Origin of the sequence: Streptomyces sp. NPDC048275, from assembly GCF_040652275.1 — a bacterium.
Lineage (GTDB): Bacteria > Actinomycetota > Actinomycetes > Streptomycetales > Streptomycetaceae > Streptomyces.
This window is the reverse complement of record NZ_JBEZLR010000086.1, coordinates 1-14,888: the sequence shown is the minus strand read 5'-3', so window position 1 is coordinate 14,888 and position 14,888 is coordinate 1. Positions and strand designations below refer to the sequence as shown.

At 70.8% G+C, this 14,888-nt stretch carries 12 protein-coding genes and 2 pseudogenes; 9 read left to right on the top strand and 5 right to left on the bottom strand.

Annotated elements, in window-relative coordinates; genetic code table 11:
• The first annotated feature begins 92 nt into the window (after nt 1-92).
• Nucleotides 93-2,519: an endopeptidase La gene (gene lon / locus AB0D57_RS35780; protein WP_362083045.1), complete on the top strand. Its 2,427-nt coding sequence runs from the start codon at nt 93-95 to the stop codon at nt 2,517-2,519.
• Between the two features lie 471 nt (nt 2,520-2,990).
• Complete coding sequence (locus AB0D57_RS35775; protein ID WP_362083042.1) at nt 2,991-3,515, top strand: MarR family transcriptional regulator; 525 nt, start codon at nt 2,991-2,993, stop codon at nt 3,513-3,515.
• Nucleotides 3,516-3,559: 44 nt separating this feature from the next.
• Here the strand turns inward: AB0D57_RS35775 and AB0D57_RS35770 are convergent, their stop codons facing one another.
• Nucleotides 3,560-4,357 (bottom strand): hypothetical protein, encoded by a 798-nt coding sequence (locus tag AB0D57_RS35770; RefSeq protein ID WP_362083039.1) that lies wholly within the window; start codon nt 4,355-4,357, stop codon nt 3,560-3,562.
• Nucleotides 4,358-4,726: 369 nt separating this feature from the next.
• Between AB0D57_RS35770 and AB0D57_RS35765 the strand changes: the two genes are divergently transcribed.
• From AB0D57_RS35765 to AB0D57_RS35745, 5 genes are read left to right on the top strand one after another with little or no spacing between them, the layout of a single operon-like run.
• Entirely contained in the window at nt 4,727-7,564 is a 2,838-nt protein-coding gene (locus AB0D57_RS35765; RefSeq protein WP_362083036.1) for a nitrate- and nitrite sensing domain-containing protein, read from the top strand.
• Entirely contained in the window at nt 7,561-8,064 is a 504-nt protein-coding gene (locus tag AB0D57_RS35760) for a roadblock/LC7 domain-containing protein (protein WP_362083033.1), read from the top strand. The genes AB0D57_RS35765 and AB0D57_RS35760 overlap by 4 nt, the downstream gene beginning before the upstream one ends.
• Complete coding sequence (locus tag AB0D57_RS35755) at nt 8,061-8,468, top strand: DUF742 domain-containing protein (protein ID WP_362083030.1); 408 nt, start codon at nt 8,061-8,063, stop codon at nt 8,466-8,468. Before AB0D57_RS35760 ends, AB0D57_RS35755 begins: the two co-directional genes overlap by 4 nt.
• On the top strand, nt 8,449-9,108 hold the full coding sequence (locus tag AB0D57_RS35750) for an ATP/GTP-binding protein (protein WP_362083027.1): 660 nt from the start codon (nt 8,449-8,451) through the stop codon (nt 9,106-9,108). Before AB0D57_RS35755 ends, AB0D57_RS35750 begins: the two co-directional genes overlap by 20 nt.
• 24 nt (nt 9,109-9,132) lie before the next feature.
• A complete protein-coding gene (locus AB0D57_RS35745) occupies nt 9,133-10,386 on the top strand; it encodes a styrene monooxygenase/indole monooxygenase family protein (protein ID WP_362083024.1) in 1,254 nt (417 codons plus the stop codon).
• Here the strand turns inward: AB0D57_RS35745 and AB0D57_RS35740 are convergent.
• From AB0D57_RS35740 to AB0D57_RS35725, 4 genes are all read right to left on the bottom strand, one after another.
• On the bottom strand, nt 10,359-11,555 hold the full coding sequence (locus AB0D57_RS35740) for an NlpC/P60 family protein (RefSeq protein ID WP_362083021.1): 1,197 nt from the start codon (nt 11,553-11,555) through the stop codon (nt 10,359-10,361). The genes AB0D57_RS35745 and AB0D57_RS35740 overlap by 28 nt on opposite strands.
• Before the next feature lie 102 nt (nt 11,556-11,657).
• A complete protein-coding gene (locus AB0D57_RS35735) occupies nt 11,658-11,978 on the bottom strand; it encodes a hypothetical protein (protein ID WP_362083018.1) in 321 nt (106 codons plus the stop codon).
• Between the two features lie 30 nt (nt 11,979-12,008).
• Entirely contained in the window at nt 12,009-12,734 is a 726-nt protein-coding gene (locus AB0D57_RS35730; protein ID WP_362083015.1) for a helix-turn-helix domain-containing protein, read from the bottom strand.
• Nucleotides 12,735-12,772: 38 nt separating this feature from the next.
• A complete protein-coding gene (locus AB0D57_RS35725) occupies nt 12,773-13,702 on the bottom strand; it encodes a diiron oxygenase (protein WP_362083012.1) in 930 nt (309 codons plus the stop codon).
• A 160-nt stretch (nt 13,703-13,862) separates the two neighbouring features.
• Between AB0D57_RS35725 and AB0D57_RS35720 the strand changes: the two are divergent.
• Nucleotides 13,863-14,195, top strand: a pseudogene (locus tag AB0D57_RS35720) (aminobenzoate oxygenase); the annotation flags it as partial.
• 205 nt (nt 14,196-14,400) lie between these two features.
• A pseudogene (locus tag AB0D57_RS35715) lies at nt 14,401-14,888 on the top strand (RNA-guided endonuclease TnpB family protein); the annotation flags it as partial.

Here is a 14,888-nt window from a genome sequence, read left to right as displayed (position 1 = left end):
CGATCGCTGAGAGCGAACACGCCCTGGGGAACAATCCCAGGCTCAGCTGCATTGAGTCGGCATAGCTCAACTTGCTTGTCGAGAGGAAGATCATGGCTGCCGACTCCACGAAGTCCACTCCGCTGACCCTGCCCGTGCTGCCGCTCGACGACGAGGTCGTCCTGCCCGGGATGGTGGTTCCGCTCGACCTGAACGACGCCGATGTGCGCGCCGCGGTGGAGGCCGCCCAGGCCGCCGCGCGGACCGAGCCCGGCAAGCCGAAGGTGCTGCTGGTGCCGCGCATCGACGGGGCGTACCCGAGCACCGGTGTGCTCGGCACCGTCGAGCAGGTCGGCCGCCTGGCCGACGGTGACCCGGGCGCGCTGATCCGCGGCCGTGGGCGCGTGCAGATCGGCGCCGGTACGACCGGTCCGGGCGCCGCGCTGTGGGTGGAGGGGACGCGCGTCGACGAGACCGTGCCGGACCCGCTGCCCGGCCATGTCGCCGAACTGGTCAAGGAGTACAAGGCCCTCGCCACCAGCTGGCTGCGCAAGCGCGGCGCCTGGCAGGTCGTGGACCGCGTACAGGCCATCGACGACGTTTCCGCCCTTGCCGACAATTCCGGTTACTCGCCGTTCCTGTCCACCGAGCAGAAGGTCACGCTGCTGGAGACCGCGGACCCGGTCGCCCGGCTCAAGCTCGCCACCGAGCAGCTGCGTGAGCACCTCGCCGAGCAGGATGTCGCCGAGTCCATCGCCAAGGACGTACAGGAAGGCGTCGACAAGCAGCAGCGCGAGTTCCTGCTGCGGCGCCAGCTCGAAGCCGTGCGCAAGGAGCTGCGCGAGCTGAACGGCGACTCCAAGGACGGTGAGGAGTCCGACGACTACCGGGCCCGTGTCGAGTCCGCGGACCTCCCCGAGAACGTCCGCGAGGCCGCGCTCAAGGAGGTCGACAAGCTGGAGCGGTCCAGTGACCAGTCGCCCGAGGGCGGCTGGATCCGGACCTGGCTCGACACCGTTCTCGAGCTGCCGTGGAACGAGCGGACCGAGGACGAGTACGACATCCGGGGCGCGAAGGCGATTCTCGACGCCGAGCATGCCGGTCTCGAGGACGTGAAGGAGCGCATCACCGAGTACCTCGCCGTGCGCAAGCGGCGTTCCGAGCGTGGGCTCGGCGTGGTCGGCGGGCGGCGTGGCGGCGCGGTGCTCGCGCTCGTCGGACCGCCCGGCGTGGGCAAGACGAGTCTGGGCGAGTCCGTCGCACACGCCATGGGCAGGAAGTTCGTCCGGGTCGCGCTCGGCGGTGTGCGGGACGAGGCGGAGATCCGCGGACACCGGCGTACGTACGTCGGTGCGCTGCCCGGCCGTGTCGTCCGCGCCATCAAGGAGGCCGGGTCCATGAACCCGGTGGTCCTGCTCGACGAGATCGACAAGGTGGGGTCCGACTTCCGGGGCGACCCGGCCGCCGCCCTGCTCGAAGTGCTCGACCCCGCCCAGAACCACACCTTCCGGGACCACTACCTGGAGGTGGAGCTGGACCTGAGCGACGTGGTGTTCCTGGCCACGGCCAACGTACTGGAAGCCATCCCGGAGGCCCTGCTCGACCGGATGGAGCTGGTCCGGCTCGACGGGTACACCGAGGACGAGAAGGTCGTCATCGCACGTGATCACCTGCTGCCGCGGCAGCTGGAGCGGGCCGGTCTGGAGAAGGGCGAGGTCGCGCTCGACGAGAGCGCGCTGCGCAAGCTCGCCGGGGAGTACACCCGGGAAGCGGGCGTACGCAACCTGGAGCGGGCCGTCGCGCGGCTGCTCCGCAAGGTCGCGGCGCAGCACGAACTCGGAGAGCGGGAGCTGCCGTTCACGGTGACCGACGCGGATCTGCGCGGGCTCATCGGGCGGCCGCACCATGTGCCCGAGTCCGCCCAGGACCCGGCCGAGCGCCGCACGGCGGTGCCCGGTGTCGCCACCGGTCTGGCCGTCACGGGCGCCGGCGGTGACGTTCTCTACGTGGAGGCGTCGCTGGCCGACCCGGAGACGGGCGCGGCAGGGCTGACCCTGACCGGTCAGCTGGGTGACGTGATGAAGGAGTCGGCGCAGATCGCCCTCTCCTTCCTGCGCAGCCACGGAGCCGAACTGGAACTCCCGGTCGGCGACCTGAAGGACCGGGGCGTGCACATCCACTTCCCGGCGGGTGCGGTCCCGAAGGACGGTCCGAGTGCGGGCGTCACGATGACGACGGCGCTGGCCTCGCTGCTGAGCGGACGGCTCGTCCGTACGGACGTGGCGATGACCGGCGAGGTCTCGCTCACCGGGCGGGTGCTGCCCATCGGCGGCGTCAAGCAGAAGCTGCTGGCCGCGCACCGGGCCGGGGTCACGACGGTCGTGATCCCGAAGCGCAACGAGGCCGACCTGGACGACGTCCCGGCCGAGGTGCTGGACAAGCTCGACGTCCACGCCGTCACGGACGTCCGCCAGGTCCTGGAACTGGCGCTCGCCCCGGCGACGAACGGCGCGATCCCGGAGGTGCCGGTGGCGGCGTGACGGACGCCGCCGGACGGCCTCCGGTCAGGCAAGGCCCGGGTCCCCTCGCGAGGACCTGTCCGGTCGATCGCGGTGGAGGAAAGCAGCGGCGCCTGTCCGATGCCGGTGAGCGGGGTGTGGTGCGTGCAGCTGCAAGGCGGAGGAGGGCGTCGACGCGATGGGGGTCCCCCCGCTCGAGCGAAGCCGAGAGTGGGGGAGTCGGCAACCGACGACAACGCGGCAGATGTGCGTGCCACACCCCGCGTCTCCGCCGTGATCGACCGGACAGGTCCTAGGGGACCCGGGCCTTCGCCGTGCGGCTCAGCCGCCTGGGAGGGAGCCTGATGGAGAAGCTGCGCAGGTGGAACGCCCTGTGGGAAGGGGCCCGGAGGCTGCCGTCGGTCCGTGCCTGCGAAATACTGACGGAGCTGCGGCCATGACGATTTTTGGCAGAAACTTTCAGGACCGGGAAACCAGAGCAGGGGTGCTGACGTGCACGAGGGCGGAAACGACGGCGGGCATCCGGCCGCATCCGACGTGTCGGGAAGTGGTGTGGACCGGCCTGCCCCGCCCGGCGGCGGGGACCCCGAGTTCCTGTCCCTGGAGCGCGAGTTGACCGTGTTCCTGCGCCGCGCCCGCGCCAGCCAGGGCGAGATGGCCCGCGAGGTTCACCCGGACCTGGAATCCGCCGCGTACGGACTCCTCGTACGTCTCGACCAGTGCGGCCGCCAGCGCGCCACGGAGCTCGCCGGCTACATCGGCGTCGGCAAGGCCACCATGTCCCGCCAACTGCGTGCCCTGGAGGACCTCGGCCTGGTCACCCGCGAACCCGACCCGGCGGACGGCCGGGCGTGGCTGATCCGCCTCACCGACGAGGGCCGCAGCCGCGTAGGCAAGGTCCGCGAGGCGCGGCGCGCGCGGTACGTCGGCCAGCTGTCCGACTGGGACCGGCGCGAGGTCGCGGAACTGGCGCGGCTGCTGCAGCAGCTCAACCGGGGGATGGAGAAGGACAAGTGAGGACAAGCAAGGGCAAGTAGCGCGCGAGGCGGTCCGGGGAGCCGTCAGGCGCGTCGGAGCTCGGCGTACACCACCGTCGCGTCGTCGTGCGTCTTGCTCCGCCTCAGGTACGTCCGCGCCTGAGCGTCGGCCCGCTCCAGCGCCCGTACGCGATCCACCAACTCCTGCGCGCCCTCCTTGCGTACGAGGGTGAAGCAGTCCGCCCAGTCGCCCTCGCGGAACTTCTCCACCCATCGTGTCGCCCCGTCCGTCAGCGCGGCCAGGGCGCGGACCTCGGCGCGCGGCAGCACCCCCGTCACCGCCCGCCCCGCCACCGACGGATCCGCCGCCGCCGTATAGAAGCCGCCCTCCTTGTTGCGGACCGTGGCGTCGGCCAGAGCGGCCGTGGCCAGCGAGGCGCGGGGGAGCCGCGACAGGCGGTCGTCCAGTACGGCGATGACCGTGCCGTCGGGAGATTCCACAAGGAGCGCCGAGTCCGAGAGGACCAGGTACTCGACCGCGTCCGCCGACCAGCGGGCCAGAACCACCGTCGCCTGAGGCGTCCGCGGGTGAGAAAGGTCACAGGTGTCGGAGTGCGTGTCGGCCACCCGGCCGATGGCCCGGGAAAGTATCTCCGGCAGCGTCAGATCCCGGCGGGAAAGGGACAGTTCGGTCAGGGCTCCACCGAGGCGCGCGGAGAACCAGAGGACGGAATGCAGACAGCCGTCGTCGCCCTGAGGGGGAGTCACGCCGTCCAGGAGGACCAGTGAACCTCCCTGCCCCGAGGCGGGAAGGCCGACTGATGCGAAGTCCTCATTGGGGCGGGCCGGGTCGCCCGGTTCCGAGGCGAGTTCAGTGCGCATGTGGCCAGTCTGCACGAGCTCTTCACGCGTTCCACGAAAGGCCCGCATCGGCTGCCCCTCGGGCACGGACCCGCAGCTCAGCCGCCGGATTTGGCAGGGAATGATCTGTTCCGGCAACGCGTGGCGGCGAATATTGCCAAAGCGCGTCGCCGACGTCCAACCGGCCCGCCGGACAAGGCCGCTGCACCCGCCGGAGGAACTTGCCCGGCAACTCCCGTCCGGGGTTCACTCCTTCGGGTGGCGGGCCGGTTGATGCGGGATCACTGCCCACCGGCACTGGGAGGGTCGGGAACCGTACGGGGCGGACGCCTCAATTGACGGAACGTCACCCGGGCCCCTTGGGTACACGAGTCAGGAATGCGAGCACCGGTGCAGAAGATGCGGTCTCGGCGTACAGGCAAGAAGTCGGCCCAGCGGTCGGCCGGGCAGTCGCCCTCCGAGGCGGGCGCGGAGCGCACGCCGGGTGCCACGGGAGAGACTCCCGCCGGCAAGGGCCGCTCCGCTCATGTGCGCAATCGGCTGATCGTCGCCGTGGCGGTCGTCGCGGCCGCCATAGCCGGCGCCGGAGCGCCCACGGTGCTGGCCGCCTCCAGCCAACTGAACGACACCCAGAACCTGGTGACGCTCGCCGAGCGGACCCAGCAGGCGGTGAGCCTCGCGCACGCGCTGGCCGACGAGCGCGACGAGGTCACCCCGTACATCGCCGCGGGCCGGCCCAAGTCGAAGGCACCCTCCGAGCAGCGCAGCGCCCGGGTCGACCGGCAGGTCGAGGAGTTGCGGGCGGACGAGGACACTCCCGCCACCCTGCTGACGGACCTCGACGGCATCGCCGCCGTCCGCAGAGCGGCGCTCACCGGACAGAGCACCGCTCTCGAAGCGCACCAGGCGTACACCGCCGCCATCGCCGAACTCCACGACCTCGCCGAGGACCTGGCCGAGCAGCTGCCGCCCCGCGCGGGCTCCGGCGCGTACGCCCTCGCCGAGCTCGACTCCGCCGTCCAGCAGTCCGCAGCCGCCCGCGGGCTGCTCCTCGCGGCGCTCGACATCCCGCGTACCACCCAGACCACCATCAGTCCGATCACCGGTCTGCCGGTCACCACCAGCGTCTCTTCGCCCGCCGACACCAAGCAGCGCGAGGCGCTCAGCGCCGCCGCCCAGCAGGCCCGGCTGCGCTCGGACGCGGCCCTCGCCGAATTCCGCGAGACGGCGTCCAAGACGGTCCGGACCTCGTACGACTCCACCGTCACGGGACCGGACGTCACGGCCGCCGACAAGTACCTCACCGGCCTCACCGACCAGCCGACGCTCTCCGACGGCGAGCTCGACTCCAGCACGAAGAAGGTGGACGCGGCGCTCTCCGCCCGCGTCGAGCTGATGCGCGGCGCCGAGTCCGCCTTCTACGACCGCCGTACCAAGGACCTGGAACTGCTGCGGGACGACGACGTCACCGCGCTGGAGCTGCGGATCGCCCTGATCGGCACGCTGCTGCTCGTCGCGGTCGGCATCTCGATGGCCACGGCCCGCACCCTCACCCGCCCGCTGTCCGTGCTGCGCCGCGGCTCGGCCCGTCTCGCCGCCGACCCGGGCGCCGGGGAACCGGTCAAGTTCACCGGCCGCAACGACGAGTTCGCCCAGGTCGTCCGCTCCGTCAACGCGCTGCACGCGCACGCCGCCGGACTCCACGAGCGGCTCACCACCCTCGACGCCGACCGTAAGCACCTCATCGGGCAGCGCCAGCTGATGGCCGACGAGCGCGACCAGCTCCGCACCGAACTCGCCGCGGCGGCCGCCCACCTGGAGCAGGTGCGCGGCACCATCCACGGCACCTTCGTCAACCTCGCGCTGCGCACCCTGGGCCTCGTCGAGCGGCAGCTCGGCGTCATCGAGGGCCTGGAGGAGCGCGAGCAGGACCCGGACCGCCTCGCCACGCTCTTCAGGCTCGACCACTTCGCGACCGTCATGCGGCGCCACAGTGAGAACCTGCTCGTCCTCGCGGGCCAGGAACACGTCCAGCACCACGCGGGGCCCGTGCCGCTCGTCGACGTCGTCCGCGCCGCGGTCAGCGAGATCGAGCGGTACGAGCGGGTCCGCATCGCCGCGCTGCCGCCGCACGCACACCTTGCCGGCTTCGCCGCCGACGACATCTCGCACCTGCTGGCCGAACTCCTCGAGAACGCCTCGTCGTTCTCGCCGCCCGATCTCCCCGTCGAGGTCTCCGGCTGGCTCCTGGAGAACGGCGAGGTGATGCTCTCCGTGCAGGACGAGGGCATCGGCATGGCGGGCGAGCGGATGGACCAGCTCAACGCCAGGCTCTCCGACTTCGATCCGGAGGACGCGTACGACCAGGAGAGCGGCGAGGGACTCGGGCTCGGCCTGTACGTGGTGGCCCGGCTCGCGCACCGGCACGGTGTCCGCGTGCAGCTGCGCGAGCAGCGGCAGGGCGGCACCGCGGTCGTGGTGGTCCTGCCGAAGGCCCTGTTCGCCGCCGCCCCCGCCGCCACGGTCCCCACCACCACGTCGTTCGTCGGCGGCGCGCCCTCGCTGTCCCTCCCGGGCGCCGACGCGGAGGCCAACTCCAATGTCCTGTACGGCCGCACGGGCCGCTCGGGCCGTACGGTGGCGGACCCGGCCGGCAACGAGGACCCGCTGATCGCGGCGGCGGAGGAATCGGTACGCGAGGCCGCGTCCGAGCCGACGCCCGCGTCCGAGCCGACCCCCGAGTCGGCGGCCGAGACCACGATGTTGCTGATGGCGCCGGTGGCGTCGGCAGACGAGCCGGGCCGGCCGGATCAGCCGGATCGGCTGGATCAGCCCGACGAGGCAGGGACCGCCGGGGCTCCTGCCCCGGACATCGTCATCCCCGCCCAGACCACCACCGACCCCTACGCCATCGGCCCCGACACCCATGAGCGTGTCCAGGACGACGAGCGCGAGCGGGTCACCGACAAGGGTCTGCCCAAGCGGACGCCGAAGATCTCCGCGCCCGCGCAGGTGCCGAGGCCGCGCGCCGGGGGCGTGGACGCCGAGGCGCTGCGCCGCAGGCTCGGAGGATTCCACCGAGGTGCGGTCGAAGGCCGCCGCGACGTCGAGGCGGAGATCGCCGAGCGGACCGGGGAAACGCATGCACCCGCCGCGCGCGACGACGCGCCGGACCTAGTAGACGCAAGTGACGCATCGGGGGGCACTGTCGAGGAGGCAAGCAGTTGACCGCGACCAGTACGTTCGGCCTGAGCAGTGAAGCCCGCAATCTGCATTGGCTGTTGACGAACCTCGTCGAGGAGGTGCCGGGCCTTCTGTCGGTCGCGGTCGTCTCCTCCGACGGTCTGTTGCTGCTCTCCTCCGACCCCGGAAGGAACGCGGAAGCCCGCACGGGGGCGGAGGAACGTCCCACCGGCCCCAGGGGCTCCTCCGCCGACCTCGCCACCATCGTCTCCGGCATCGGCAGCCTCACCATCGGTGCCGCCAAGCTGATGGACGCGGGCGGTGTCAAACAGACGATGGTCGCGATGGAAGAGGGCAGTGTCTTCGTCATGTCGATCAGCGACGGCTCGCTGCTCGGTGTGCACGGCGCCCCGGACTGCGACATGAGCGTGGTGGCGTATCACATGGCGCTCTTCGTCGGCCGCGCCGGACATGTGCTGACCCCCGAACTCCGCAGCGAGCTACGCCAGTCGCTGGAAGCCAAGCCGATGGGGAGTGTCCAGTGAATACGTCCTCCACGCCCAAGCTCCCGGTCCGGGGCGGCGACCGCAAACCCGCCCGGGTACGCCCCTACTCGCTCACCGGCGGCCGTACCCGCTTCGGGCATGTGCTGCTCGTCGAGACGTTCGTCGCGGCGCTCGAGGCCCCGGAGACCCGCAAGGAGCTGACCAACGGCTCGCTGGAGACCCGGGTGATGCCCGAGATGCGGGCCATCGTCGAACTCTGCCGCCGGATGCGCACGGTGGCCGAGATTGCCGCCCTCCTCAAGATGCCGCTGGGCGTGGTCCGCGTGCTCCTGAGCGACTTGGCGGACCAGGGAAAGATCCGTGTGTACGGAACAGGTCACGGCCCGGGACAGCCGGACCGCGCTCTGCTGGAAAGGGTGCTGAATGGACTCCGTCGTCTCTGAGGGCGCGCCGAGAACCGCCTTCCCCGCCGCGGCACCGGTGCCGCTCCCCGAGGCCGACGAGAACCTCAAGGCCTGGCAGACGGACCGCACCCGCGCCCCGATCGCCACCAAGATCGTGGTGGCGGGCGGCTTCGGCGTGGGCAAGACCACGCTGGTCACTGCGGTCTCCGAGATCACGCCCCTCCAGACGGAGGCGCTGATGACCCAGGCCAGCGAGGACACCGACGACCTCACCGCGACACCGGAGAAGCTGACCACCACCGTGGCCATGGACTTCGGCCGCATCACGCTCGATGACGACCTGGTGCTCTACCTGTTCGGCACGCCGGGCCAGCAGCGGTTCTGGTTCATGTGGGACGACCTGGTGCGCGGCGCGATCGGCGCGGTCGTCCTCGCCGACACCCGCCGGCTCAAGGACAGCTTCCCGGCGCTCGACTACTTCGAGAGCTGCGGACTGCCGTACGTCGTCGCGGTCAACCACTTCGACGGCAGCGAGCGGTTCGATGCCGAGGATGTGCGCGAGGCCCTCACGGTGCCCTCACACATACCTGTCATGATCATGGATGCCAGGCGCCGGATCTCGGTCGTCGAGACTCTGCTCGCGCTGGTGGGGCACGCGCTCGACGTGAGCCCCGAATAAGTCGTACGCAGAGTTAGGACGCGCATGCGGAAGATACTCGTCGTTGGAGCCGGCCAGTCCGGACTCCAGCTCGCCCTCGGCCTCCAGTCGCACGGGTACGAGGTCACCCTGATGTCGAACCGAACGGCGGACGAGATCCGCACCGGCCGAGTCATGTCGACCCAGTGCATGTTCGACACCGCCCTCCAGCACGAGCGCGATCTCCAGCTGAACTTCTGGGAGTCCCAGGCCCCGAAGATCGAAGGGCTCGGCGTCTCGGTGGCCGCCCCCGGCTCCTTCGACCCGGGCCCCTCGCAGCGGGCGATCGACTGGGTCGGCAAGCTCGACGGGTACGCGCAGTCCGTCGACCAGCGGGTGAAGATGGCCGGCTGGATGGAGACGTTCGCCCAGCGCGGCGGCCAGCTGGTCATCCACGGTGCCGCGGTCTCCGACCTCGACTACTTCTCCCGTACGTACGACCTGGTGCTGGTGTCCGCGGGCAAGGGCGAGCTGGTGTCGATGTTCGGCCGGGACGCCTCCCGCTCCGTGTACAGCGAGCCGCAGCGCGCCCTGGCGGTGGCTTACGTCCACGGTCTGGGGCCGCGCCCGGAGCACCCGGACTACGACGCGGTCCGCTGCAACCTGGTCCCCGGCGTCGGTGAACTCTTCGTCATGCCGACCTTCACCACCTCCGGCCGCGCGGACATCCTTTTCTGGGAGGGCATACCCGGCGGCCCGCTCGACGCCTTCAACGGCGTCAAGGACCCGGCCGAACACCTCTCCCTGACCCTGGAACTCATGGAGCGGTTCACGCCCTGGGAGTACGCGCGGGCCACCAAGGTCGAACTGACCGACGCACACGGAACGCTGGCCGGGCGCTACGCCCCCACCGTCCGAAACCCGATCGGGCGGCTGCCCGGCGGCGGCCTGGTCCTGGGTGTCGGCGACGTGGTCGTGGCGAACGACCCGCTCACCGGACAGGGCTCCAACTCCGCCTCCAAGTGCGCGGCGGCGTACCTCGCCTCGATCCTCGAGCGCGACGACAAGGAGTTCGACGAGGAGTGGATGCAAGCGACGTTCGACCGCTACTGGGACACGGCTCAGCATGTGACCAAGTGGACGAACGCGATGTTGGGGGTTCCGCCGGAGCATGTGCTGAACCTGATCGGCGCGGCGGGGCAGCTTCAGCCGGTCGCCGACCGGTTCGCCAACGGGTTCAACGATCCGGCGGACTTCGAGAACTTCTTCTACGAGCCTGACAAGACCGGGGCTTATTTGGCTTCGGTGGCGGGGGCCTGAGGGGTCGTTGCCGGGCGCGGGGGGTTCGTGGCCGGCTGCGCCGGCGCGGCGGAGCCGCATGCGTCACAGCCCCGCGCCCCTTTCGGGGTGCTCAGCGTCGGCGGGGTGTAGACCTTCAGGGGCTTTGCCTTCGGGTCCGGTCGTACCGCGCCCCGTAGCGGGTTGGCCGCGATGGGGGAGACCTTGATCTTCTCTCCCGGCCTGGGCGCCTGGACCACCAGGCCGTCGCCCAGGTAGAGGGCGACGTGGGTGGCCTCGGGGAAGTAGATCACCAGGTCGCCGGGGCGCAGCTCGTTCAGGGGGATGCGGGGGAGCTTGGCCCACTGTTGCTGGCTGGTTCTGGGGATGGGGCGGCCGGCACGTTCCCAGGCCTGGGAGGTCAGGCCCGAGCAGTCGTACGACCTCGGGCCCTCGGCACCCCATTCGTACGGCTTCCCGAGCTGGCCCACGGCGTAGCGCACCGCCTGCTCGCCCTCCCGGGAGGGCGCCCGCTCGCTGCTCAGTGCCCCGGAAGCCAGGAGCTTCTGCTGGGCCGCGGCCGTCCCCGCCCGTTCCAGCTCGGCGAGCGCGGCGAGTTGATCGGCGCTGAGGGAGGCGAGCAGCTTCTCGACCTCCTTGAGCCGGTCGCGTACCTCGTCCCGTTCCTTCTTCCGCCGCTCCGTGAGGGTGAGTTGATCGTCGAGGGCCTTGCGGGCCGCCCGAGCCAGTCCGTCCGTCCGCTTCTCGCTGACCGCCAGCCGGTCCACGGTCTCGACCCGGTCCTGCGAGAGCTGCCCGATCAGGTGCCCTTCGTCCAACGCGTGCTGCGGGTCACGGGCGAGGAGCAGGCGTACGTACGAGGAGATCTCGCTGCTGTTCTGGTACTGCTGGCGGGCGAGCCGCCCTGCCGCGCCACGGCTGTCGTGCAGGGACAGGCGGGCCCTGGCGAGGCTCCCGTCGAGCCGGGCGACCTGGGCCCGCTGCTTCTTCAGCTTCTCCTCGGTCGCGTTGTACGTCTCGGTGGCGCGCTCGGCGTCCCGGTACAGCCGCTGAAGGTCCGTCAGCAGCTGTGTGACGGAGGGCTTTGTGTCCGGGCCGGGGTCCGGGGCGGCCGCCGCGGGCACGGGCGCGAGCAGCGCTCCGGTCGCCGCCACGGCCGTACAGGCCATACGCAGAAGCCTTCCTGACACGTCATCACCTCCGGTGACGGGGTGGTCCGTCCACCTCGCACCGGCAGGATCGGGTCGGCGCATCCCGAGCGCGCGCCCGGTGACCGGTTCGGCCCAAGAAGGTCACTCGTCGGCGTGGGGCTCCGGCGTGGCGCCGGGCTCGCTCCTTGCGCCGGGCTTGGACCAGGGCCACTTCCTGCGTCCCCCCGCGTCGCCCGCGTCGCCCTCGGGGGCATACGCGTACTTCCACCCCTGGTGCAGCCCGAGCCGCTTGCTCTGCCCGGCCTGGACCCGCCGGTAGACGAGCACGGTCGGCGGGCCGCCGTGCGCGTCCGGGACCGGAACCCGGTACACCTTCGGCGGGTGTCCGGTCATGCCGAGCAGGACGGGCAGCACGCGTCCGTCCAGCGGGCCGCCCTCGAAGGGGGTGTCTTCGCTCTTCACCGCACCAGTGTCACAAACGCTGCGGTCGGTCTAAAGCAGTCGCGCCGCGTCACCGAGCACCGGAAGGACGCGCCGGGCCAGCACGCCCACGGCGCCTTCCCTGGGCTCCAGGGCCAGGGCGGCCCGTACCACGGCGGTGGTCTGCGGATCATGCCCGGCGCTCGCCACGAGCACCGCCACGAACTGCTCCACCAGCCAGTCGCGCAACTCGTCGAGCGGTGGCTCCTTGCCCGCGTCGAGCCAGATCAGCGAGGCGCCCTCGACCGCGGTGATCCACATCCGTACGGTCATGCGCAGCCGGGGCCCCGGGTCCTGGACGGCCAGGTGATCGAGGATGTGCTCGGCGGCGGCCCGCCGCACCCCGTCGACTATGGCCGTGGTCCGCGAGGTCTCGACCACGCTGCCGCCCTGCAACAGGGCGCTGAACCCGGCGTCGTGCTGGTCGACGAAGGCGAGATAGCGGTCCAGGGCCCGGGACAGCCGCTGACTGAGCGGACCCTCGGGGGGCTCCGCGAAACAGTGCTCCAACTCCTCCGCGGCGGTCCGCAGGGCGGCCTCGTACAGCTGCTGCTTGCCGCCCGGAAAGTACCGGTACACGAGCGGCCGCGACACCCCCGCCGCCTCCGCCACGTCGTCCAGCGAGACCTCTTCCGGCGCCCGGTGCGCGAAGAGTGACAGGGCCGCCTCGAGGAGCTGCGAGCGCCGCTGCTCGACACTCAGCCGACGGTATGCGGGGGTGGGAGCCTGCGGGGTCATGCTGGGCAGCGTAACCGGGACCACCCGTGGGTGTGCGGTCAGGCGAGCAGCCCCGACGCCCTCCACAGCCGCCGGCCCACACCCCGCAGCACACCGATGTCGTCCAGGAAGTCCGTCAGCCGCTTCGCCCCGGTCTGCATGACCTCGCGCCGGTGCCCGCTGGCCTGCACCTGCGCCACGGCCTCCCGCCGGTCGAGGCCCACGTTCGTGTAGACCTCGGGATTGACGAAGGCGACGGAGAAGACGCGGGCGAACTCGCCCGAGGTGACCCGGGTGAACTCCTGGGACCAGCGAGGAGCGGTCACCATCTGGCGCCGCAGCTCCTCACGGGCGTAGCGCACGTGCCGCGCCTCCTCCACCACATGGATGCGCGTGACCCCCCGTATCAGGGTCTGGACGCGCTCGTCCGGGAAGGTCAGCCGCTGCATCCAGTCGAGGACCTCCTCGCCGAGCAGAGTGGCGGTGAAGGACCCCGGTGTGGTCGAGATGGTCTTGAAGACCCGCCCGAGATGCTGATGCGCGCGGCTCACCGGGTAGTACGGCGTGCCACCCCGGGTGATCAGCCGGGCGAACATCTTCGAGTGCCGGCACTCGTCCTCGATCTCGGTCAGCGCGTACCGCACGTGCGCGCTCGTGCCCGCCTTGTCGTAGATGTGCCGCACCAGCAGTTGCATCAGGATGAGCTCGAACCAGATCCCGAGCGAGGCGAGTGCCGCGGCCTCGTGCTGGGAGAGCAGGATCCGCTGCTCTTCGCTCATCCGCTTCCACAGCGGGGTGTCGTACAGCGACACGAGCTCCGGCGGCCAGAACCATTTGCCCTCCTCGAAGGGCGCGTCCCAGTCCAGCTCCTTGTCGGGGTCGAAGGAGTGCTTGGCGGACGAGTCGAGCAGCCGCTCGGCCACCTGCTCCCGGTCCTTGAGCAGACCGAGCGCGTCGCGCAGCACATCCGCCTCCGTCGCCGTCGTCATCGCTGTCCCCATCCGAATCCGAGTCGTACCGGATGCCTGTCGGGCTGCCGGTGCCGGGTTACCGGCGGTCACGTCTTATGAGACAGCCTGTCAGCAAGCTGGTCAATCCCTCCCGCGCCACTTGTTGACGACGCGTCTACCCCATGTGAGCGTGGAACGTATGCCGACGCATGAGCTGTACGCCAAGGATCCGGGAGCTCCCCTCTGGCAGATACCGGCCTCGGGAGCGGCACGCTTCAACTGGGAGGCCATGTTTGTTGGGCAGAAGAACGGCTCCGGTCGCGAACGCCTCCTCGCCCTGTACCAGAAGGGCAAGGACAAGCAGTGGGACGGCCAGAAGCGCATCGACTGGGACCTGGAGGTGGACCCGTACGATCCGCTCGGCACCCCCGAGGAGGCGATGACCCTGTACGGGACGCCGTACTGGGCGAAGATGACCGACCGGGACAAGGGGGAGCTGCGTCGGCATTTCGCCTCCTGGCAGTTCAGCCAGATCTTGCGAGGAACCCATCGCATTCCGTGGCGGTGACGCGGAGCGTCGCAGCAGCTTCTTCTTCGGGTGAGGAGCGTCCGTATCGCTGTCCGGCGGAGCCGGAGAAGGAGCAGGAGGCGTACGTGTGTGCGACCGGTCGCTTGATCGTGTTGGGCATGTGCGCGGTGGGGCGGGTTGTATGCCCAGAGGGTTAGGGTCGGCGTCAATGAAGCTGGTGGTGCGGGTCAAGCTGCTGCCGACGCCCGTGCAGGCGGCGGCACTTGAGGCGACGCTGACCGCCTGCAACGAGGCCGCCACCTGGGCCGCGTCCGTCGCCTTCGAGGAGGGGGCGCGCCAGAACCTGGCCCTGCGAAAGCTGGCCTACCAGGACATCAAGACCCGGTGGGGGCTGGGGGCGCAGGCCGCCCAGCACGCGATCAAGAAGACCTGCGACGCCTACACCACCCTGAGGGCCAATCTGCGGGCCGGCCGGTACGGCAAGCCGGGATCGAAACGCCACACCCGCGCCTCGGGCAAGCCGGTTGCCTTTCGCCCGGAGGCCGCCCAGCCCTACGACGACCGGATGCTGTCCTGGCAGCACGAGGCTCGCACCCTGTCGATCTGGACCACGGCGGGCCGGATGAAAAACGTCGCCTTCACCGGACAGGCCGAACAGCTGGAGGTCCTGGCCCGGCACCGCCAGGGCGAGTCCGA

Excerpts from the sequence above, each read along its gene's own strand:
- lon (WP_362083045.1), top strand. The coding sequence starts at position 93 with ATGGCTGCCGACTCCACGAAGTCCACTCCGCTGACCCTGCCCGTGCTG.
- AB0D57_RS35770 (WP_362083039.1), bottom strand. The coding sequence starts at position 4,357 with ATGCGCACTGAACTCGCCTCGGAACCGGGCGACCCGGCCCGCCCCAAT.
- AB0D57_RS35750 (WP_362083027.1), top strand. The coding sequence starts at position 8,449 with ATGGACTCCGTCGTCTCTGAGGGCGCGCCGAGAACCGCCTTCCCCGCC.
- AB0D57_RS35745 (WP_362083024.1), top strand. The coding sequence starts at position 9,133 with ATGCGGAAGATACTCGTCGTTGGAGCCGGCCAGTCCGGACTCCAGCTC.
- AB0D57_RS35730 (WP_362083015.1), bottom strand. The coding sequence starts at position 12,734 with ATGACCCCGCAGGCTCCCACCCCCGCATACCGTCGGCTGAGTGTCGAG.
- AB0D57_RS35725 (WP_362083012.1), bottom strand. The coding sequence starts at position 13,702 with ATGACGACGGCGACGGAGGCGGATGTGCTGCGCGACGCGCTCGGTCTG.